This is a genomic window from Corynebacterium sp. UMB0012, assembly GCF_030216265.1.
Taxonomy (GTDB): domain Bacteria; phylum Actinomycetota; class Actinomycetes; order Mycobacteriales; family Mycobacteriaceae; genus Corynebacterium.
The window spans coordinates 13,559-35,242 of sequence record NZ_JASOKQ010000003.1; the positions used below are offsets into that span (position 1 = coordinate 13,559).

The following is a 21,684-nucleotide window of genomic DNA, read 5'->3' on the forward strand; positions in this document are numbered from 1 at the left end:
TATGTCGCGCGCCCTGTGCTCTTGCACGGGGCTTTTGTTGTTTCGGGCAACCGAAGCGAGGAAGGCCCCGGCGGAATAAAAAAGAGATGTTTTGGAAGGAGGCGAGAGACAATGGCAAACCCAAAGAACACTGCAGACCTGGCAGAGCTGAAGGAGAAGCTGGCTGGCGCTAACTCTGTCGTATTGACCGAGTACCGCGGCCTGACCGTATCCCAGCTGCAGGAGCTGCGTAACGATCTGGGCTTTGACGTTGAATACTCCGTCGCCAAGAACACCCTTTTCAAGATCGCTGCCAAGGAAGCTGGCATCGAAGGTCTTGATGATTTGCTGACTGGCCCGACCGCAATTGCGTTCATCAAGGGCGAGGCAGTGGATGCTGCAAAGGTCATCACCAAGTTCGCTGATGACAACAAGGCACTCATCATCAAGGGTGGCTACATGGACGGCAACGCACTGTCTGCCGACCAGGTTGAGGCCATCGCCAAGCTGGATAACCGCGAGACCACCCTCGCAAAGCTGGCTGGCGCTATGAAGGGTTCTATGGCGAAGGCAGCCGCTCTCTTCAACGCTCCTGCAACCAAGGCTGTACGCACCGTCGCAGCCCTGCAGGACAAGAAGGAAGCAGAAGCTTAAGTCGTCACAAAAGACGCACAATTACAACACCGTGTGCGCGGCATAAAACACGCGCAGCGCACACACAACACAGAAAGGACTTGCCATCATGGCTAAGCTCACCAAGGACGAGCTCATTGAAGCTTTCAAGGAAATGACCCTCATCGAACTGTCCGAGTTCGTTAAGGAATTTGAAGAGGTATTCGACGTTGAGGCTGCTGCTCCGGTTGCTGCTGTTGCAGCTGGCGCTCCGGCTGAGGGCGGCGCTGGTGCCGCTGAGGAGAAGACCGAGTTCGACGTCGTTCTGACCGACGCTGGCGCTAAGAAGATTGGCGTTATTAAGGCTGTCCGCGAGATCGTCTCCGGCCTGGGCCTGAAGGAAGCTAAGGAAATGGTCGAGGGTGCTCCTAAGGCTATCCTCGAGGGCGCTTCCAAGGACGACGCTGAGGCTGCTAAGACCAAGCTGGAAGAGGCTGGCGCTTCCGTCGAGCTCAAGTAATTTCACTGAGCTTTACGCTTTCAAACCCCCACTCTTACCGCCGCGCGCGGTGGGAGCTGGGGGTTTCCTCGTTTTATGCTCGCGGACGCAATGCGGGTAGTACAGCAGTGGCCAATAGTGTCAAAGTGTGACACTATGGCGTTGCTGAGTTCAGGAGGGGTAGCTTAGAGCGCTTTCACACTGATGGTAAGGCGCCAAAGTACGTGCCCCCTGAACTGCGAAGAATACTGCGCCGCAAACTCATCATGATTGACCGCGCAGCCTCTCTTGCCGATTTGAGGATTCCACCAGCGAATCACTTAGAAAGGCTGAAAGGGCAGTGGGACGGATTTTATTCCATCCGTGTTAATGCGCAGTGGAGAGTAGTCTTCCGGTGGACAGGGAAAGGAGCTGTGGACGTTGACTTCATCGACTATCGCAAATAAGGGGGAAGAGTCCTCCGATATCGTCCCCGTTCCACATCCTGGAGAGGTCCTGCGCGAGGAATTTCTGGAGCCGCTCGGACTGACTCAATACCGCTTGGCCAAGGACATTTTTAGCTCCAGGTCCCAAATTTCCAAGCTGGTGCGTGGGCGCATTGGGATTAGTGCGGAAATGGCGCTCCGCCTTTCTGCCTATTTGGGTAATTCGGCAGAGTTTTGGCTGGGGCTGCAAGAAGAGTTTGATCTCTGGTGTGCGCGGCAGACCACAGATACTAGCAGCATCATCGCTTGGAATGCGCAGACGGCCTAAAACCAATCCGGCGTGGCAGGGCGGCCTGTAGAAACAAGGAATCGCCGCCAAGGGCTGTAGAATTAGCCCCCATGCTGCCCAAGTCCCGCATTTTTTCCGTCCTGCTCCTAGGCCTCGGCGTCGCGCTCATCGCCGCCGGTATTGTGGCGCCGGCGTTTTTGGATTACTCCCCGCGGCTGCCGCTGAACCTGAAAAACAGTACGTGGACACTGCACGATGATTCTGCGGATTCGCAGCAGCTGTCCAAGGACGGCACCACGCCGTATTCGGGCCCCATGACCTACCAAATCAACATGGATATCCAAGAGCCCTCGGACGATGAGAAGGCCACCGTGCGCATCGGTGAGACCCGCATGCGCGGCGAGGGGGAAGGCCTCAATGACCTGAGCCAGGCCCAGGTATGGAGCTACCCGGTGGACCGTCTGAGCGGCGAGGCGGCGGGGGAGGCCACGTTGAGCCACACGCTTGCGACCCCGTCCGACACGGTGACTGTGGACGGCTACTGGCTTAAGTTCCCAGCGGATGCGGAAAAGACCAACTATCCGGTCTTTGACCCGACGCTGCGCAAGGCCGTCGATGCGGTCTTTGAAGAAGAAACCACGATGGATGGCCGCACGGTCTACCGCTACCACCAAGAAATTGAGCCGACCAACGTGGCACAGCTATTTGCGGCCGATGGCAATACCACCAGCCTGCCCAAGGAAGGCGGCGGCGAGGAGCAGGGCTACCTGACCCACTCCGGTAGCCGCGACTTCTACGTGGACCAACAAACCGGCCTCGTGGTGGGCATGGATATGGATATCGATGATTACTACGCGGACCGCGAGGGCGTGGGCCGCGAGCGTGCTTTCGTCTTTAACGGCTCTACCTCTGAAGAGGACCAGCAGGCGCTGCTCAAAGAGGCGGCAGATTTCCCGCGCGACCGCGTAGCGGAGATCGTGCGGTGGGTTGCCATCGGCCTCGGCGCACTGTTGACTCTGCTCGGAATCATCGGCGCACTCGGCCTATTTGGCGGCAAGAATAAGCATGCCCGCTCGCGCCATAACCGCGGACGCGTCGGTGGAAGCGCGGTGCCGGCGAGCCGGTAAAAGCGCAGCTGGAAAACAAAATCGCCGCCGGGGTTGCGGTGTATTGAGATTTTAGTGGTAGGGTGCTCGGTGGTTGTCGCGCACAATGGCGCGACGTGGACGCGTTAGCGCCGCGGCGAGCACGAGCTTGCCCCCTAGCGCGGTAGCGACACGCCCCAAGAGTGGTGTGTCTTTACATGGCAGGTCTTTTCCTATAAGCTGTTTCGTTGCGCTGGAATCTGGATCTTCGGTGCACATTTAGCCTTTCAGGCCGGTGATGGCAAAACCGACTTGACAAGGTGATTTTGTGCATTCTGAACCCAGACACTCCACAGCAGACCGAATGCTAGAATTACCAGCGGTTTTGCGGCTCGTCGGCCAGGGCGAGCAGGCAATCCGCGTGAGGTGCTGGAAGGACCCATCTTGGCAGTCTCCCGCCAGACCAAGTCAGTGGCCAATATCCCCGGAGCCCCGAAGCGATACTCGTTTGCAAAAATCAGCGAGCCTATCGCCCTGCCGGGTCTCCTTGACGTACAACTTGATTCCTTTGATTGGCTCGTCGGCGCGCCGGAGTGGCGCGAGCGCGAGCAGGCTGAGCGCGGCGATGACGCCCGCGTGACGAGCGGCCTCGAGGATATCCTTGAAGAGCTCTCGCCGATTGAGGACTACTCGGGCAATATGTCCCTGTCCTTGTCGGAGCCGCGCTTTGAACCGGTGAAGAACACCGTGGATGAGTGCAAGGAGAAGGACATCAACTACTCCGCGCCGCTGTACGTGACCGCAGAGTTTATTAATAACGACACCCAAGAGATTAAGTCGCAGACCGTCTTTATCGGCGATTTCCCGATCATGACGGATATGGGCACGTTCATCGTGAACGGTACCGAGCGCGTCGTCGTCTCTCAGCTGGTGCGCTCCCCGGGCGTGTACTTCGATCGCTCGATCGATAAGTCCACCGAGCGCCCGCTGCACTCCGTGAAGGTTATTCCTTCCCGCGGTGCATGGTTGGAGTTCGACGTCGACAAGCGCGACACCGTCGGCGTGCGCATTGACCGCAAGCGCCGCCAGCCGGTAACCGTGCTGCTTAAGGCACTGGGCTGGAGCGAGGAGCAGATCAAGGATCGCTTCGGCTTCTCCGAGCTCATGATGTCCACCCTGGAGTCTGACGGTGTAGCGAACACCGATGAGGCACTGCTGGAGATCTACCGCAAGCAGCGCCCGGGCGAGCAGCCCACCCGCGAGCTGGCTCAGTCCTTGCTGGATAACTCCTTCTTCCGCGCAAAGCGTTACGACCTGGCTAAGGTCGGCCGCTACAAGGTCAACCGCAAGCTGGGGCTCGGCGGCGACCACGATGGTCTGATGACCCTGACCGAGGAAGACATTGCCGTCACCCTCGAGTACCTGGTCCGCCTGCACGTAGGCGAGCGCGAGATGAAGGCGCCGAACGGTGAGATGATCTCCCTGCACACGGATGACATCGACCACTTTGGTAACCGTCGCCTGCGCACCGTGGGTGAGCTCATCCAGAACCAGGTCCGTGTCGGCCTGTCCCGCATGGAGCGCGTTGTGCGCGAGCGCATGACCACCCAGGATGCGGAGTCCATCACTCCGACCTCCCTGATTAACGTGCGCCCGGTCTCTGCTGCTATCCGCGAGTTCTTCGGTACCTCGCAGCTGTCCCAGTTCATGGACCACAACAACTCGCTGTCCGGCCTGACCCACAAGCGCCGCCTGTCTGCGCTGGGTCCAGGCGGCCTGTCTCGTGAACGCGCCGGCATTGAGGTGCGAGACGTTCACGCTTCTCACTACGGCCGTATGTGCCCGATTGAGACCCCTGAGGGCCCGAACATTGGCCTCATTGGTGCGCTGGCGTCCTACGCCCGCGTGAATGCTTTCGGCTTCATTGAGACCCCGTACCGCAAGGTTGTGGACGGCAAGATCACCGACCAGGTGGAGTACCTCACCGCCGATGAAGAGGACCGCTTCGCTATTGCTCAGGCCGAGGTCGAGCAGGACGCAGAGGGCAACCTCACCGGCGAGCGTATTGAGGTCCGCCTAAAGGACGGCGACATCGGACTTACCGATGCCTCCGGTGTGGACTACGTTGACGTCTCCCCGCGCCAGATGGTTTCCGTGGGTACCGCCATGATTCCGTTCTTGGAGCACGACGATGCTAACCGTGCCCTGATGGGTGCGAACATGCAGAAGCAGGCAGTGCCGCTGGTGCGCTCCGAGGCCCCGCTGGTTGGTACCGGCATGGAGCAGCGCGCTGCGTACGACGCTGGCGACGTTGTCATCACCCCGAAGGCCGGTGTGGTCGAAAACGTCACCGCTGATGTCATCACCATCATGGATGATGAGGGTCAGCGCGATACCTACATCCTGCGTAAGTTCGAGCGCACCAACCAGGGCACCAACTACAACCAGACCCCGCTGGTTTCCATGGGCGAGCGCGTAGAGGCCGGCCAGGTTCTGGCCGATGGCCCGGGTACCCACAATGGTGAGATGTCCCTCGGCCGCAACCTGCTGGTTGCCTTTATGCCGTGGGAAGGCCACAACTACGAGGACGCCATCATCCTCAACCAGCGCATCGTGGAAGAGGACATCCTGACCTCCGTCCACATCGAGGAGCACGAGATCGATGCTCGTGATACCAAGCTGGGCGCCGAGGAAATCACCCGCGAGATCCCGAACGTCTCCGAGGACGTCCTGAGCGACCTGGACGAGCGCGGCATCATCCGCATCGGTGCCGACGTCCGCGCCGGCGACATCCTGGTGGGTAAGGTCACCCCGAAGGGTGAGACCGAGCTGACCCCGGAGGAGCGCCTGCTGCGCGCCATCTTCGGTGAGAAGGCCCGCGAGGTCCGCGATACCTCCATGAAGGTGCCGCATGGTGAGGTAGGCAAGGTCATTGGCGTTGCTCGCTTCTCCCGCGACGATGATGACGATCTGGCCCCTGGCGTCAACGAGATGATTCGTGTCTACGTTGCCCAGAAGCGCAAGATCCAGGACGGCGATAAGATGGCCGGCCGCCACGGCAACAAGGGTGTTGTGGGCAAGATCCTGCCGCCAGAGGATATGCCGTTCATGGAGGACGGCACCCCGGTGGACATCCTGCTTAACACCCACGGTGTGCCGCGTCGTATGAACATCGGCCAGGTCCTCGAGGTTCACTTGGGCTGGCTGGCACATGCCGGCTGGAAGGTTGACACCGAGGATCCGAAGAACGCCGAGCTGCTCAAGACCCTGCCGGAAGAGCTCTATGACGTTCCTGCGAATTCCTTGACCGCCACCCCGGTCTTCGATGGTGCTACCAACCACGAGATCGAGCGCCTGCTGGCTTCTTCCCGTCCGAACCGCGACGGCGATGTGCTGGTGGATGAGCATGGCAAGGCCACGCTTTTCGACGGCCGCTCGGGCGAACCGTACAAGTACCCGATCTCTGTCGGCTACATGTACATGCTCAAGCTGCACCACTTGGTCGATGAGAAGATTCACGCCCGCTCCACTGGTCCTTACTCCATGATTACCCAGCAGCCGCTGGGTGGTAAGGCCCAGTTCGGTGGCCAGCGCTTCGGTGAGATGGAGGTGTGGGCAATGCAGGCATACGGCGCTGCCTACACCCTGCAGGAGCTGCTGACCATCAAGTCCGATGACGTCGTCGGCCGCGTGAAGGTCTACGAAGCCATTGTTAAGGGCGACAATATTCCAGATCCGGGCATCCCTGAGTCCTTCAAGGTGTTGCTCAAGGAGCTGCAGTCCCTGTGCCTGAACGTGGAAGTTCTCTCCACCGACGGCACGCCGATGGAGCTGTCTGGCTCTGATGACGATGACATGGATAGCCCATCGCTTGGCATTAACCTGTCCCGCGATGAGGGTTCTTCCGCTGACATCGCCTAGTTAGTTTCTTGGTCCACTGCGGGGAAATCCCCGCGGCTGGGCATAAACGTTTCATTCATAAAAAGCCATCAATTCCTCGACAACGAGGATGAAAGGGAGACATTACGTGTTTGACGTAAATCTCTTCGACGAGCTCCGCATCGGTCTGGCCACCGCAGACGATATTCGTCGCTGGTCCAAGGGCGAGGTCAAAAAGCCCGAGACCATTAACTACCGCACCCTGAAGCCGGAGAAGGACGGTCTCTTCTGCGAGCGCATCTTCGGCCCCACCCGTGACTGGGAGTGCGCTTGTGGCAAGTACAAGCGCGTCCGTTACAAGGGCATCATCTGTGAGCGCTGTGGCGTTGAGGTGACCAAGTCCAAGGTTCGCCGTGAGCGCATGGGCCACATCGAGCTGGCCGCTCCGGTAACCCACATTTGGTACTTCAAGGGCGTTCCTTCCCGCCTGGGCTACCTGCTGGACCTGGCTCCGAAGGATCTCGAGCGCATCATCTACTTCGCGGCCAACATCATCACCTCCGTGGATGAAGAGGCCCGCCACAACGACCAGTCCACCCTGGAAGCAGAGATGCTTCTGGAGAAGAAGGACGTTGAGGACGATACCGAGTCCGAGATCGCCGAGCGCGCCTCCAAGCTGGAGTCTGATCTGGCTGAGCTGGAAGCAGCCGGTGCTAAGGCAGATGCCCGCAAGAAGGTACAAAACGCTGCTGATAAGGAGATGCAGCACATCCGCGAGCGCGGCGAGCGCGAAATTGCCCGCCTTGATGAAATCTGGAACACCTTCATCAAGCTGGCTCCGAAGCAGATGATCATCGATGAGACCATCTACGAAGAGCTGGTTGACCGCTACGAGGATTACTTCACCGGCGGCATGGGTGCAGAAGCCATCCAGACCCTGGTCCGCAACTTCGACCTCGAGGCTGAGGCCGAGGAACTGCGCGAGATCATCAACAACGGCAAGGGCCAGAAGAAGATGCGTGCCCTGAAGCGCCTGAAGGTCGTTGCTGCCTTCCTGCGCTCCGGCAACGATCCGGCCGGCATGGTGCTGGATGCCATCCCGGTTATTCCGCCAGAGCTGCGCCCGATGGTGCAGCTGGACGGTGGCCGCTTTGCTACCTCCGACCTGAACGACCTCTACCGCCGCGTGATCAACCGCAATAACCGTTTGAAGCGCATGATCGATCTGGGTGCGCCAGAGATCATCGTGAATAACGAGAAGCGCATGCTGCAGGAATCTGTAGACGCGCTCTTCGATAACGGCCGCCGCGGCCGTCCGGTTACCGGTCCGGGCAACCGTCCGCTCAAGTCCCTGTCTGACTTGCTCAAGGGCAAGCAGGGCCGCTTCCGCCAGAACCTGCTGGGTAAGCGCGTGGACTACTCCGGCCGTTCCGTTATTATCGTTGGTCCGCAGCTGAAGCTGCACGAGTGTGGTCTGCCGAAGCTCATGGCGCTCGAGCTATTCAAGCCGTTCGTCATGAAGCGCCTGGTAGAAAATGACTACGCGCAGAACATCAAGTCCGCCAAGCGCATGGTTGAACGCCAGCGCCCAGAGGTGTGGGACGTTCTGGAGCAGGCCATTTCCGAGCACCCAGTGATGCTCAACCGCGCACCTACGCTGCACCGCCTGGGTATTCAGGCCTTCGAGCCGAAGCTGGTTGAGGGTAAGGCTATTCAGCTGCACCCGCTGGCTTGTGAGGCGTTCAACGCCGACTTCGACGGTGACCAGATGGCAGTCCACCTGCCACTGTCCGCTGAGGCTCAGGCTGAGGCTCGCGTCCTGATGCTGGCGTCCAACAACATTCTGTCCCCGGCATCCGGTAAGCCGCTGGCAATGCCACGTCTGGACATGGTTACCGGCCTGTACTACCTGACCATGGACAAGTCCGAGGACGAGATCGGCGGCAACGGCCGCTTCCGCGAGGCAGAAGAGGACAAGCCGGCTACCGGCGTCTTCTCCTCCTACGCTGAGGCCCTCATGGCCTATGACCGCGGCACCGTTGGTCTGCAGGCTCCGATCAAGGTCCGCATCGATCACCTTCGCCCGCCGAAGGAGATCGAGGAGGAGCAGTTCCCAGATGGCTGGTCCAAGGGCCAGGCATGGATGGGCTACACCACCATTGGCCGCGTCATGTTCAACGAGCTGCTGCCATGGAACTACCCGTACCTCGAGGGCATCATGGTCCGTAAGGGCGGCGGCTCCGGCAACAAGGTTCTCATCGGTGACGTGGTCAATGACTTGGCCAATAAGTACCCGATGATCACTGTTGCTCAGGTGCTGGACAACATGAAGGATGCCGGCTTCTACTGGGCAACCCGTTCCGGCGTGACCATCACCATGTCTGACGTTCTGGTTCTGCCGAATAAGACCGAGATCCTCGAGTCTTATGAGAAGGAAGCAGAGCGCATCGAGCGCAAGTACTGGGAGCAGGGCGCCCTGACCGAGCGCGAGCGCTACGACCGCCTGGTTGAGCTGTGGAAGGACGCTACCGACACCGTCGGTGAGGCCGTCGAGAACATGTACCCGGATCACAACCCGATTCCGATGATCGTGAAGTCTGGTGCGGCCGGTAACATGCGTCAGATCTGGACGCTGGCCGGTATGAAGGGCATGGTTGTGAACTCGCACGGTGATTACATCACCCGTCCGATTAAGACCTCCTTCCGCGAAGGCCTGTCCGTGCTGGAGTACTTCAATAACTCCCACGGCTCCCGTAAGGGCCTGGCCGATACCGCGCTGCGTACCGCTGACTCTGGCTACCTCACCCGCCGTCTGGTTGACGTGGCCCAGGACGTCATCGTCCGCGAAGAAGACTGTGGCACCCGCCAGGGTGTCCGCGTCCCAATCGGCGAGGAGTCTGGCGACAAGGTTGTTCTCTCCGAGCTGTGGGAGACCTCTGCATCCGGCCGCGTTCTCGCGACCGATGTCAAGGACGCCAACGGCGAAGTCGTGGCTGAGGCCGGCTCCGACCTCACCGAAGAGCTCACCCAGAAGCTGCTGGATGCCAAGGTTACTGAGGTCAAGGTTCGCTCCGTGCTGACCTGCCAGACCCCGGCTGGCGTGTGTGCCAAGTGCTACGGCAAGTCCATGGCTTCCGGCCAGCTTGTCGATATCGGCGAGGCCGTCGGCATCGTGGCTGCGCAGTCCATTGGTGAGCCGGGTACCCAGCTGACCATGCGTACGTTCCACCAGGGTGGTGTCGGTGGCGATATTACCGGCGGTCTGCCGCGTGTTCAGGAGCTCTTCGAGGCCCGTAATCCGAAGAACCGCGCTCCTATCGCTTCCGTTGACGGCACCGTCTCCCTGTCCGATGAGGGCAACTTCTGGACCCTGACCATCACCCCGGATGACGGCTCTGATGATGTGGTCTACGAGAAGCTCTCCAAGCGTCAGGGCCTGGCTCAGGTTCGTCGCCCGATGGAGTCCAACCCGGACGCCATGATTGAGCGTTCCCTCAAGGACGGCGACCACGTTGAGACCGGTGACCGCCTCATGCGTGGTGCGGCTGACCCGCACGACGTGCTCGAGGTCCTCGGTCGCCGTGGCGTGGAGCAGCACCTCATCAACGAGGTGCAGGCTGTGTACCGTACCCAGGGTGTGGCTATCCACGATAAGCACATCGAGATCATCATCCGCCAGATGCTGCGCCGCGGCACCGTCATCGATGCCGGTACCACGGACTTGCTGCCGGGTAACCTCATTGACCTCTCTGAGGCTAAGCAGCTCAATGCTGCCCAGGTTGCAGAGGGCGGCGAGCCAGCTCAGCTGCGCTCGGAGATTATGGGTATTACCAAGGCTTCCTTGGCTACCGAGTCCTGGCTGTCCGCTGCATCGTTCCAGGAGACCACTCGCGTGCTTACCGACGCCGCTATTAACAAGCGCTCCGATAAGCTCATCGGCCTCAAGGAGAACGTCATCATCGGTAAACTCATCCCGGCCGGTACGGGTATCTCCCGCTACCGCAATATCTCCGTCAAGCCGACCGAGGCTGCGCGCAACGCCGCATACTCGATTCCGACTTACGGCGATTCCATCTACGGCGATGACGGCTTCGGTGAATTCACCGGCGCTTCCGTCCCGCTGGATGAGGACTTCACCTTCTAACGTGCAGTTCAATTTGCGTTAACGCGGGAAATAAATGGCCCCGCCTTCCTGAACGATAGGAAGGCGGGGCTGTTTCGATGTCTAGGGAGCACCGCTAGACTGCTTTGCTAGTATGAATGCAGCTTTTGGCCAGACACCTTTAAAGGAGTGCGGCCTAAGTTATTGAAAACTGCACACTTCACGGGTGCTTGCGCGCTGCTCTGTTTTGCAGCTGTGTCGGGCTGAGATGCCGCCAGATGCGCGGTGAACCGTTGAACCTGATCCGGATAATGCCGGCGAGAGGGAGGAAATTTTGACTACTAATACACGTGCGTCTGCTGCCCCGAAGCGCAGCCTGAACTGGCGCGTGGTCGATATTGTGGTGGCGTCCGTTCTAGGCGTGGCTTGTGGCTTTGTGTTCTTGGGGTGGAATGCAGTGGGCTATGCCTGGTTTGAGGCCATGGACGCTGTGACTCCAGGCCTCGGCGGTATCGCTACGGGTATCTGGCTTATTGGCGGTGTGCTTGGTGGTCTGATTATTCGCAAGCCAGGTGCGGCTGTCTATGTGGAGGTTCTTGCCGCAACCGTTTCTGCAATGCTGGGCTCCCAGTGGGGCCCTAGCACCCTGTACTCGGGCTTGGCACAGGGCATTGGCGTGGAAATCATCCTGGCCATCTTCCTGTACCGCAAGTTTGGCCTGGGAGTATCCATTCTGGCCGGCATGGCAGCTGGCTGGGGTGCCTTCATCCTGGAGCTGTTTACCTCCGGCAACCTGGCTCGTTCCTTCGAGTTCAAGCTCATCTACTTTGTGACTCTGAACATCTCCGGCGCTATCTTGGCCGGTGCGCTGGGTTTCTTCGTGGTGAAAGCCCTGGCTAAAACCGGTGCCCTGGATCGCTTTGCCGCAGGCCGTGAACAGCGCGCTTAGGGCGTGTTGTGTCCGTGTCTGATTGTGCATCATTGGCGGGAAACGCCACCAAGATAACAGCCCGAGGATTCGGCTGGACTCATGCCGGACGCAGCGAACCGGCGCTATCCGATATTGACCTGATCATCGAGCCGGGAGAACGCGTGCTTTTATGCGGCGACTCTGGATCGGGAAAGTCTACCTTCCTTGCGGCGATGGCCGGAGTGCTGGGTTCCGATGAGGAAGGAACCCGCACTGGTGAAATTCTCTTAGAAGATTCCACCGGCATGGTGGAGGAGCCCGGACGTACCATCCCAGTGGGGCTGGTGCTTCAGGATCCGGATTCGCAGGTGATCTCCGCGCGCGTTGGCGATGACATTGCTTTCGGCTGCGAGAACCTGGCGTATCCGCGCGAGGAAATCTGGCGCCGTGTGGCCGCAGCCAAGGAACTGGTGGGTCCATTCGTGGATCTGGATTTTCCCACCGAGCGGCTCTCCGGTGGGCAGAAGCAGCGCTTGGCGCTCGCCGGCGTCATCGCTATGGGGGCGGGCGTGGTGCTTCTCGATGAACCCACGGCCAACCTTGACCCCGCCGGCGCACGCGATGTGGTGTGCGCCGTGGCTAGGCTGGTGGAAGAAACCAGCGCGACGCTCGTGGTGGTAGAGCACCAGCACGCGGCGTGGGACGGCGTACTCGACCGCGCAGTGGAGCTGGACCGCGGGCGCATCGTGGCCGATACTTCCTTCACGGAGGTGGCTCAGCGCCGCCAGGTCTCTGGCCTGCCGCAGGCGCGCCGCCTTGGCGAGGCCGAGCTTGCGCAGCGCGAAGCCGCACTGTGGAGCACCGACCTCGTCACGCGCTATGGTCCGCCCCGCACGATTGCGCTGCCGGCGGGAGCCTCCACGGTCATTACCGGGCCGAATGGCGCGGGTAAGTCCACCTGGTTGATGACCATGGCTGGGTTGTTGCCGGCTGAATCAGGTGAGATTGGGGTCGCCGATTTCGTGCGTCGCGGGGTCAAGGGGTCGCCGCTGCGCTGGAAATCGCGCGAGCTGGCGGACCGCATTGGCTTTGTCTTCCAGAACCCGGAGCACCAATTCGTCGCCCGCACGGTGGCCGAGGAGCTGCGGGTTGCGCCCAAGGTGATGCGCGTCGACCCGCCGGAGGAGAGGATCGCGCAGCTGGTGGAATCACTGCGGCTGGAGCATCTCTTGGAGGCCAACCCGTTTACGCTCTCGGGCGGCGAGAAACGACGCCTGTCGGTGGCCACTGCCTTAGTGACCGCGCCGTCGGTGTTGCTGTTGGATGAGCCCACCTTTGGGCAAGACCCCCAGACCTTCGTGGAGCTGGTGCACTTGCTGCGGCAACTGGCAGATGATGGCACCACCATCGCCTCTATTACCCATGACCCGCTATTTATCCAGGCCTTGGGGGATCACCGAGTGGAGGTTCACGGTGCCTAATCTTTTGCGCGGGGCTAACCCGCTTAGTCGCATCTTTTTGATGTTTATCTGGGTTACCCCACTATTGGCCTCCATTGACTGGGTTTCGGCTGCGGTGTCGCTGGCGCTTACCCTGATCCTCGCGCCGCTGTGCGGGGTGTCATGGGGGCAGCTACTAAAGGGCGGTTGGTTCCTTTTTCTCATAGCGCCGATTTCCGGTATTTCCATGCTGTTGTACGGCGAGCCAGGTGGCAAGGAGTATTTCAGTTGGTGGCTGGTGCAGGTCACCGAGAATTCCCTTAGTCTGGCGATCGCCATTACGCTGCGCGTTTTTGCCGTGGCGCTACCCATGGTGGTCCTAGCCCGTGATATTGATCCGACCGAATTGGGCGATGCCCTCTCGCAGATCCTCAAGCTGCCCTCGCGCTTTGTTATTGGTGCGGTCGCCGGCGTGCGTATGATGACGCTCTTCCAGTCCGACTGGCAGTCGTTGGGGATGGCGCGCAGGGCGAGGGGACTGACGGACGTCGGCAAGCTGAAGCATCTGCTCACCATGTCTTTTGGTCTATTGGTCATCGCGCTGCGCCGCGGTGGCAAGTTGGCCACGGCAATGGAGGCGCGCGGATTTGGGCGCACCCCGCCTGGAGGAGGGGCAAGGACATGGGCGCGCGAGTCGCGTCTGCATGCCCGTGATGGGTGGATTATGGCCCTAGGTACTGTCTTCGCTTTCGTACCGGTGGTAGTTTCGGTACTCACTGGGGCCTGGAGATTCTTCGGCCTATAAACCGCGAAAGCAGTGATTGAGCGACCATGGACTTTGATAGCCAACTAGAGCGCCTTTTAGAGGATATTGTCACGCTGGCGGCAGCTAGAAAGCGTGCCTTCAAACCAGTGACCGTGCTTATCGACGGCCCCTCGGGCGCCGGCAAAACCTGGACCTCCGCCGCACTGGCCGAGCGCACCAATTGGCGGGTAGTGCACCTCGATGAGTTTTACCCCGGCTGGCATGGCCTGGATAAGGGCTCGGATATGGTGGCCGAGCAAGTATTGCGCACCATGAACCCCGGCTACTGGCGCTGGGATTGGGAAGCAGGCGCCCCAGGGGACTGGGCCAGCTTGGATGTGCGCGATGACCTCATCGTGGAGGGCGTGGGCTCGGTAACTGCCGCCAATATTGCCGCGGCCAAGGAGAGGGGCGCGGTAGTAAGCGTGCTTATCGACGGCCCCCGGGACCAACGCCGCGAACGCGCCATCGCCCGCGAGCCCGCCTACGAGCAGTGGTTTGAGACCTGGGAAGCACAGGAAAGGGACTACTTTGCCACGAAGGCCGCCGAGGCGGACCTGGTCTGGGAATGGTCCTAGCAGGAGGAAGGCGCCGATCGCGTTTTGTATAAAGCGTGATCGGTTTGCTACTCTAAACCTCAGTTCACTATGCGTGCCGTCTTGGCGCGCGGTGAAGAGTCTGATCCTTTACAAGGCACCGGCCTTGGAAAGAGTTCTGGACATGCGGCAGCGCCCCGGGAAAGAGCGCCCATTTTTGCATGTTTGGTTCTTTTCCTTGGTAGTGGTGCGATTCGACAGAAAGACTGTTAAATGCCAACTATTCAGCAGCTGGTCCGCAAGGGCCGCCACAGCAAGCGTTCTGAGGTGTCTACCGCTGCGCTGAAGGGTTCCCCGCAGCGTCGCGGTGTGTGCACCCGCGTGTACACCACCACTCCTAAGAAGCCGAACTCCGCACTGCGTAAGGTTGCTCGTGTTCGCCTGACCACCGGTATTGAGGTTTCCGCCTACATTCCGGGCGAGGGCCACAACCTGCAGGAGCACTCCATGGTCCTCGTTCGCGGCGGCCGTGTGAAGGACCTTCCTGGTGTTCGTTACAAGATCATCCGCGGCGCTCTGGATACCCAGGGTGTCAAGGACCGTAAGCAGGCACGTTCCCGTTACGGCGCAAAGAAGGGACAGTAATAAACAATGCGTAAGAATGCTGCTCCGAAGCGTCCTGTAGTCAAGGACCCGGTATACAACTCCGAGCAGGTCACCATGCTCGTCAACAAGATCCTCCAGGACGGCAAGAAGTCCACCGCAGAGCGCATCGTCTACGGCGCTCTCGAGGCTTGCCGCGAGAAGACCGGTACCGATCCGGTTGGCACCCTGGAGAAGGCACTGGGCAACATCCGCCCAGACCTCGAGGTTCGCTCCCGCCGTGTCGGTGGCGCTACCTACCAGGTGCCGGTTGAGGTTCGCCCTGACCGCGCTAACACCCTGGCACTGCGCTGGATGGTGACCTTCACCCGCCAGCGTCGCGAGAACTCCATGATTGAGCGTCTCGCAAACGAGATCCTGGATGCCTCCAACGGCCTCGGCGCTTCCGTTAAGCGTCGTGAGGATACTCACAAGATGGCAGAGGCCAACCGCGCCTTCGCTCACTACCGCTGGTAATTTCAGCACCCACACCAATGGCCCAAGCAACGAGAAAAAAGTTTCGCGCTGGCTGTCGGCAGTTTTCCTGCCGCGGCAACACAAAACTCCATATCGCTTGCTTGGGCCATTTTTTGCCCTAATGGGTGTGATTTCTGGGAGGCATCCCTGCCCAGTCCAGCGGCATCGTGGAGTGTCCAGTACACTGAAGCGATGGAAGTCTAGGGGCAGGCTGCTCCGAGGACGGCCAAATAGTGGCAAAAATATACATGACCTTATCCATGCAGGCGTCATAGCCAGAAACCTGGTCACGGCGTCGACGACTATTAAGTTGGGGTATAAACGTGGCACAAGAAGTGCTTAAGGACCTGAACAAGGTCCGCAACATCGGCATCATGGCCCACATTGATGCTGGTAAGACGACCACCACCGAGCGTATTCTCTTCTACACCGGTATTAACCGTAAGGTGGGCGAGACCCACGACGGTGCTTCCACCACTGACTGGATGGCACAGGAGAAGGAACGCGGCATCACCATTACCTCCGCTGCCGTGACCTGCTTCTGGAACAACAACCAGATCAACATCATCGACACCCCGGGTCACGTTGACTTCACCGTTGAGGTTGAGCGTTCCCTCCGTGTTCTCGATGGCGCCGTCGCAGTCTTCGACGGTAAGGAAGGCGTTGAGCCGCAGTCCGAGCAGGTCTGGCGTCAGGCTGCTAAGTACGACGTTCCGCGTATCTGCTTCGTCAACAAGATGGACAAGCTGGGCGCAGACTTCTACTACACCGTTTCCACCATCGTTGACCGCCTGGGCGCTAAGCCGTTGGTTATGCAGCTGCCTATCGGCGCTGAGGATGACTTCGACGGCGTCGTTGACCTGCTGAACATGCAGGCCATCACCTGGCGCGGCAAGGTCGAGACCGGTGCTGAGCCTACCTACGAAGAGATCCCTGAGGACCTCAAGGACAAGGCTGCAGAGTACCGCGAGAAGCTGGTTGAGACCGTTGCTGAGTCCGACGAAGAGCTCATGGAGAAGTACTTCGGCGGCGAGGAGCTGACCATTGACGAGCTCAAGGCCGGCATCCGCAAGCTCACCATCAACTCTGAGGTTTACCCGGTTTACTGCGGTACCGCTTACCGCAACAAGGGCGTGCAGCCGCTGCTGGACGCTGTCGTTGACTTCCTGCCTAACCCGCTGGACGTTGGCGAGGTTATCGGCCACGAGGTCGGCAACGAGGACAACCAGCTCACCCGTAAGCCTTCCGTGGAGTCTTCCTTCTCCGCACTGTCCTTCAAGATTGCAGCTCACCCGTTCTTCGGCCAGCTGAACTTCATCCGCGTGTACTCCGGCCAGGTCACCCCGGGTACCGAGGTTATGAACTCCACCAAGGGCAAGAAGGAGCGCATCGGTAAGCTCTTCCAGATGCACGCCAACAAGGAGAACCCTGTTGAGCAGGCAGACGCTGGCAACATCTACGCAGTTGTTGGCCTGAAGGAGACCACCACCGGTGACACCCTGTGTGACAAGGATGACCAGATCATCCTCGAGTCCATGGACTTCCCGGATCCGGTTATCAAGGTTTCCATCGAGCCAAAGACCAAGGCCGACCAAGAGAAGCTGGGTAACGCAATTCAGAAGCTTGCTGCTGAGGACCCAACCTTCACCGTTGAACTGGATGAAGAGACCGGCCAGACCGTTATCGGCGGCATGGGCGAGCTCCACCTCGACGTTCTGGTTGACCGCATGAAGCGCGAGTTCAAGGTCGAGGCAAACATCGGTAACCCGCAGGTTGCATACCGTGAGACCATCCGCAAGAAGGTTGAGTCCATGGAGTACACCCACAAGAAGCAGACCGGTGGTTCCGGCCAGTTCGCAAAGGTTATCTGCACCATCGAGCCGTACAACCCGGACCCAGAGACCCTGGAAGAGGGCGAGTCCGCAACCTACGCATTCGAGAATGCCGTTACCGGTGGCCGCGTTCCGAAGGAATACATTCCTTCCGTTGACGCTGGTATCCAGGACGCTATGCAGTACGGCTACCTGGCAGGCTTCCCGATGGTCAACATCAAGGCCACCCTGGAAGACGGCGCTTACCACGACGTCGACTCCTCCGAGATGGCCTTCAAGCTGGCCGGCTCCCAGGTCTTCAAGGAAGCAATGGCCAAGGCCAAGCCGGTTCTACTCGAGCCGATGATGGCCGTTGAGGTTGTTACCCCTGAGGAGTACATGGGTACCGTTAACGGTGACATCTCCTCCCGCCGTGGCCAGGTCTTCGCAATGGAAGACCGCTCCGGTGCGAAGGTCGTTAAGGCTAAGGTGCCGCTGTCCGAGATGTTCGGTTACATCGGTGACCTGCGTTCTTCCACCGCAGGCCGCGCAAACTTCACCATGGTCTTCGATTCCTACGCAGAGGTTCCTTCCTCCGTGGCACAGGAGATCATCGAGGAGCGCACCGGCGCCGCTAACTAAGCATTAGCCCCCGTCTCCTCCGCGGTTTAGTCGGGCTGGTACTCTTCGCCAGTAGATGCCAGACCCGCCGCGGGGCGGGACAACTGGGCCAGGGTAGCGGCGGGCTGAGTTTGCAGCTTAGGCTCCTAAGTTGTGAATTGAGCCGGCCGTTACCCTCCCAGGATCCTTTTAAAAAGATTCTTGTCGAGGGAAATGGCCGCGATTTTTCGCGGGGTTACCTCCTATAACGGCGGTTTGAAAAAACCGCGACATAAATCTAGGATCGTGTAACTGGCACGTAAAGAAAGCGTCATTAGCGCTTTGCCCCACATACTGTGGGTCGGGTGCCAATGACAACTGTCAACCACGTGGCTGCGAAGGTCGTAGCCACCATATAGTCCAGGAGGACATACAGTGGCAAAGGAGAAGTTCGAGCGTACGAAGCCGCATGTGAACATCGGCACCATCGGACACGTCGACCACGGCAAGACCACCACCACCGCAGCGATCACCAAGGTTCTGGCTGACCAGTACCCTGAGGAGAACGAGGCATTCGCGTTCGACATGATCGACAAGGCTCCTGAGGAGAAGGAGCGCGGTATTACCATCAACATCTCCCACGTTGAGTACTCCACCCCGAAGCGCCACTACGCACACGTTGACGCTCCGGGCCACGCCGACTACATCAAGAACATGATTACCGGCGCTGCTCAGATGGACGGCGCTATCCTGGTTGTTGCTGCAACCGATGGCCCGATGCCGCAGACCCGCGAGCACGTTCTGCTTGCTCGCCAGGTTGGCGTTCCTTACATCCTCGTTGCACTGAACAAGTGCGACATGGTTGATGATGAGGAAATCATCGAGCTCGTTGAGATGGAGATCCGTGAGCTGCTCGCAGAGCAGGACTACGATGAGGAAGCTCCTATCGTTCACATCTCCGCTCTGAAGGCTCTCGAGGGCGACGACAAGTGGGTACAGTCCGTCGTTGACCTGATGGAAGCTTGCGACAACGCTATTCCGGATCCGCAGCGCGCTACCGACCAGCCGTTCCTGATGCCTATCGAGGACATCTTCACCATTACCGGCCGCGGTACCGTTGTTACCGGCCGTGTTGAGCGTGGCCGTCTGAACGTCAACGAGGACGTTGAGATCATCGGTATCCAGGAGAAGTCCCAGACCACCACCGTTACCGGTATCGAGATGTTCCGCAAGATGATGGACTACACCGAGGCTGGCGACAACTGTGGTCTGCTTCTGCGTGGTACCAAGCGTGAGGACGTTGAGCGTGGCCAGGTTGTTATCAAGCCGGGCGCTTACACCCCGCACACCAAGTTCGAGGGTTCCGTCTACGTCCTGAAGAAGGAAGAGGGCGGCCGCCACACCCCGTTCATGAACAACTACCGTCCGCAGTTCTACTTCCGTACCACTGACGTTACCGGTGTTGTTAACCTGCCAGAGGGCACCGAGATGGTTATGCCTGGCGACAACGTTGAGATGTCCGTTGAGCTCATCCAGCCGGTCGCTATGGACGAGGGCCTGCGCTTCGCTATCCGCGAGGGCTCCCGCACCGTCGGCGCTGGCCGCGTTACCAAGGTTATCGAGTAATCGATACCCCGTAACCGCTCAGTAGAGCTTTAAAGAGTCCGCTCCACCTTCGGGTGGGGCGGATTTTTTTGATCTCTGGCCACCGAAGCTACGCGCAGAGCTGCCGTAGGCAGTTTTGCCGCATGCGTGGACTTTTGCGGGCAGAAGAAAGCCTCCCGCGGCATCGCCTGTTCGGGACGCCGCGGGAGGCTCTAGCGTAGAGTGCTACTGGGCCTGCTAGTGCCTGCTACTTCTCCCAGCCGATGTCTTCCTTGGGGAGGATGGCGAAGCCATTAGCTCCGTAGTTGGCTAGGCCCTTCTTCACACCGACCATCTGTGGGCCGTTGGCAAAGGGGAGGATTCCGTAGTGACCAAAGGCCTCAGATTCGAGTTCATTGACGCGGTCAATCTGCTCTTCCTTGGTTGGCAGGTTCTGCAGTTCCTCAATCTTCTTATCGAATTCCTTGGTGCCGGTGCTCGACATGTTCAGCGTGGAATCGCTGGCGTAGGTCTGGCCAAAGTAGGCCACACCGAACGGGTCAGAGGAGGCAAACGCGGAAAGGAATAGGTCGAAGTCTCGCTCCGAGGTAACCTTGGAGAATTCGGAAGAAGGGCGCTCTTCAATCTTGAGGTCAACGCCGACGTCCTTGAGCATCTTTTGCACCGCCGCGGCGAGGGACTTCGACACTTCATCGTCACCGATGAGGATATAGCGCAGGGAGAGCTTCTCGCCGTCCTTAGCGTAGATACCATCATCGCCCTGCTGGTAGCCGGCGTCCTCTAGCAGCTTCTTGGACTGCTCAGGATCGAACTCGATGACGTCCTTGATGTTGTCCTTATAGCCCTCCTGGGTGGAGTAGAGGGTAAGGGAGCCCGGCATCTCCTCTTCGTAGCCCAGGCCGTTATAGCGGATTTCGGCCAGTTGATCGCGGTCGATGGCGGAGAAGACAGCGTGTCGTACGTCCTCGTCCTTGAGCTGTGGTGCCTTGGAATTGAGGGTGAAGATGACGTTGGCGGGACGCAATGCGGCACGGATGTCGATGGCATCACCCATCTCCCCGGCAATGGTGAGGCTGTTCTTATCGGCCACACCCGCGGCGTCAATTTCGCCGGCTTGGAAGGCGTTGATGGTGGCCTGGGATTCCATGACGCGGAAGCTGACCTTCTTCAGCTTCGGTTTATCACCCCACCACTTTTCGTTCGGCACGAGGGTGAGGGTGCCGCCCTTGAAGTCTACGTTTTCTACCTTGAATGGGCCGGCGCCGTACTGCGGGTTCAGCTTGCCCAGATATGCCTTGTCGAATTTTTCTGGGCTGTCGATGGCGGGGTGGAGAAGCTCGTTGAAGAGGCCCTGCCACCATGGGTAGGGGCCGTCGAAAGTGACAACGACGTCCTTGTCGGTATCGCCCTTTTCTACGGAGGTAATGCGCTCGAAGCCATCGGTGGCGTTTACTTGGACGTCTTCATCCTTGCCGTTGTTGAAGCGCCAGGTATTGTCAAAGGCCTTCCAGTCAATAGGCGTGCCATCGTTGAAGGTGGCATCCTTGTTGACCTTGAAGGTGACGACGGTGTTCTCGCCCTTCTTATCTTCCTTGACATCATCGATGTAGTCGGGGTTTGGGGTGTAGTTTCCCTCGCCGTCGTATAGCGCCAGCTGTGGGTTGTACCAGCCCCAGACCGAGCGGGTATCGGTGGTCATGTTGGCGTGGAACATGTTTTGTTGCTCGGTGAGTTCATCGAGAGCGAGGGTGAGCTCGCCGTCGTCCTTGAGCTCGTCGCGGGACTTTTCGTTGTAGTCGCCAGCCGGATTAACCTCGATGTCGAGGCCGCCGACTGCCTTGGAGGAGTCGCCGTCCGAGTTAGCGGCGCAGCCGGTGAGGGCGAGGGCTGCGGCGGAGAGGGTAGCTACGGTAGCAATCCGGAAGCGGGTGAACTTTTTCATGGTGGGGTGTCTCCTTGAGTGAGAGGAAAGTGAAGGTTGCGGTAGCG

The 21,684-nt window shown here is 59.5% G+C and carries 16 protein-coding genes and 1 riboswitch; of the genes, 15 read left to right on the plus strand and 1 reads right to left on the minus strand.

Features of this window, described 5'->3' with window-relative positions; genetic code table 11:
• Window positions 1-111: 111 nt before the first annotated feature.
• The 15 genes from rplJ (at window position 112) to tuf (ending at window position 19,716) form a co-directional block, all read left to right on the plus strand.
• A complete protein-coding gene (rplJ, locus tag QP324_RS02125; RefSeq protein ID WP_005322886.1) occupies window positions 112-633 on the plus strand; it encodes a 50S ribosomal protein L10 in 522 nt (173 codons plus the stop codon).
• A gap of 88 nt (window positions 634-721) precedes the next feature.
• On the plus strand, window positions 722-1,111 hold the full coding sequence (rplL, locus tag QP324_RS02130) for a 50S ribosomal protein L7/L12 (RefSeq protein WP_005322882.1): 390 nt from the start codon (window positions 722-724) through the stop codon (window positions 1,109-1,111).
• A gap of 203 nt (window positions 1,112-1,314) precedes the next feature.
• The gene (locus tag QP324_RS02135) at window positions 1,315-1,536 is read left to right on the plus strand and encodes a type II toxin-antitoxin system RelE/ParE family toxin (protein WP_284814238.1); all 222 of its coding nucleotides are present in this window, start codon (window positions 1,315-1,317) and stop codon (window positions 1,534-1,536) included.
• A complete protein-coding gene (locus tag QP324_RS02140) occupies window positions 1,511-1,843 on the plus strand; it encodes a HigA family addiction module antitoxin (RefSeq protein ID WP_284814240.1) in 333 nt (110 codons plus the stop codon). The genes QP324_RS02135 and QP324_RS02140 overlap by 26 nt, the downstream gene beginning before the upstream one ends.
• A gap of 71 nt (window positions 1,844-1,914) precedes the next feature.
• A complete protein-coding gene (locus tag QP324_RS02145) occupies window positions 1,915-2,931 on the plus strand; it encodes a DUF3068 domain-containing protein (protein ID WP_284814242.1) in 1,017 nt (338 codons plus the stop codon).
• 384 nt (window positions 2,932-3,315) lie between these two features.
• Window positions 3,316-6,810: a DNA-directed RNA polymerase subunit beta gene (locus tag QP324_RS02150; RefSeq protein WP_284814244.1), complete on the plus strand. Its 3,495-nt coding sequence runs from the start codon at window positions 3,316-3,318 to the stop codon at window positions 6,808-6,810.
• Window positions 6,811-6,916: 106 nt separating this feature from the next.
• On the plus strand, window positions 6,917-10,912 hold the full coding sequence (locus QP324_RS02155; protein ID WP_284814246.1) for a DNA-directed RNA polymerase subunit beta': 3,996 nt from the start codon (window positions 6,917-6,919) through the stop codon (window positions 10,910-10,912).
• Between the two features lie 170 nt (window positions 10,913-11,082).
• Window positions 11,083-11,215: riboswitch (TPP riboswitch) on the plus strand.
• Window positions 11,205-11,819 carry an ECF transporter S component gene (locus QP324_RS02160; RefSeq protein WP_239278137.1) on the plus strand — a complete coding sequence of 205 codons (615 nt, stop codon included), beginning with the start codon at window positions 11,205-11,207 and terminating at the stop codon, window positions 11,817-11,819. It overlaps the preceding riboswitch by 11 nt.
• A 14-nt stretch (window positions 11,820-11,833) precedes the next feature.
• Window positions 11,834-13,261: an ABC transporter ATP-binding protein gene (locus QP324_RS02165; RefSeq protein WP_284814248.1), complete on the plus strand. Its 1,428-nt coding sequence runs from the start codon at window positions 11,834-11,836 to the stop codon at window positions 13,259-13,261.
• Window positions 13,254-14,024, plus strand: coding sequence for an energy-coupling factor transporter transmembrane protein EcfT (locus tag QP324_RS02170; protein WP_284814250.1), 771 nt, complete (start codon window positions 13,254-13,256; stop codon window positions 14,022-14,024). Before QP324_RS02165 ends, QP324_RS02170 begins: the two co-directional genes overlap by 8 nt.
• Before the next feature lie 26 nt (window positions 14,025-14,050).
• Window positions 14,051-14,602 (plus strand): hypothetical protein, encoded by a 552-nt coding sequence (locus QP324_RS02175; protein ID WP_284814252.1) that lies wholly within the window; start codon window positions 14,051-14,053, stop codon window positions 14,600-14,602.
• A gap of 231 nt (window positions 14,603-14,833) precedes the next feature.
• Window positions 14,834-15,205 carry a 30S ribosomal protein S12 gene (rpsL, locus tag QP324_RS02180; protein ID WP_238800416.1) on the plus strand — a complete coding sequence of 124 codons (372 nt, stop codon included), beginning with the start codon at window positions 14,834-14,836 and terminating at the stop codon, window positions 15,203-15,205.
• Between the two features lie 6 nt (window positions 15,206-15,211).
• Window positions 15,212-15,679, plus strand: a complete 468-nt coding sequence (gene rpsG, locus QP324_RS02185) for a 30S ribosomal protein S7 (protein ID WP_005322865.1) — start codon at window positions 15,212-15,214, stop codon at window positions 15,677-15,679.
• A gap of 323 nt (window positions 15,680-16,002) precedes the next feature.
• Window positions 16,003-18,132 (plus strand): elongation factor G, encoded by a 2,130-nt coding sequence (fusA, locus tag QP324_RS02190; protein WP_284814254.1) that lies wholly within the window; start codon window positions 16,003-16,005, stop codon window positions 18,130-18,132.
• 393 nt (window positions 18,133-18,525) lie between these two features.
• Window positions 18,526-19,716: an elongation factor Tu gene (gene tuf / locus QP324_RS02195; RefSeq protein WP_049383576.1), complete on the plus strand. Its 1,191-nt coding sequence runs from the start codon at window positions 18,526-18,528 to the stop codon at window positions 19,714-19,716.
• 226 nt (window positions 19,717-19,942) lie between these two features.
• On the opposite strand, the gene QP324_RS02200 is transcribed toward tuf, so the two are convergent.
• Window positions 19,943-21,637 (minus strand): ABC transporter family substrate-binding protein, encoded by a 1,695-nt coding sequence (locus tag QP324_RS02200; RefSeq protein WP_049383577.1) that lies wholly within the window; start codon window positions 21,635-21,637, stop codon window positions 19,943-19,945.
• Window positions 21,638-21,684 lie beyond the last annotated feature (47 nt).

Bases quoted from the DNA above. Each gene is read 5' to 3' on its own strand.
- rplJ (WP_005322886.1), top strand. From the start codon at position 112: ATGGCAAACCCAAAGAACACTGCAGACCTGGCAGAGCTGAAGGAGAAG.
- rplL (WP_005322882.1), top strand. From the start codon at position 722: ATGGCTAAGCTCACCAAGGACGAGCTCATTGAAGCTTTCAAGGAAATG.
- QP324_RS02145 (WP_284814242.1), top strand. From the start codon at position 1,915: ATGCTGCCCAAGTCCCGCATTTTTTCCGTCCTGCTCCTAGGCCTCGGC.
- QP324_RS02175 (WP_284814252.1), top strand. From the start codon at position 14,051: ATGGACTTTGATAGCCAACTAGAGCGCCTTTTAGAGGATATTGTCACG.
- rpsL (WP_238800416.1), top strand. From the start codon at position 14,834: ATGCCAACTATTCAGCAGCTGGTCCGCAAGGGCCGCCACAGCAAGCGT.
- rpsG (WP_005322865.1), top strand. From the start codon at position 15,212: ATGCGTAAGAATGCTGCTCCGAAGCGTCCTGTAGTCAAGGACCCGGTA.
- QP324_RS02200 (WP_049383577.1), bottom strand. From the start codon at position 21,637: ATGAAAAAGTTCACCCGCTTCCGGATTGCTACCGTAGCTACCCTCTCC.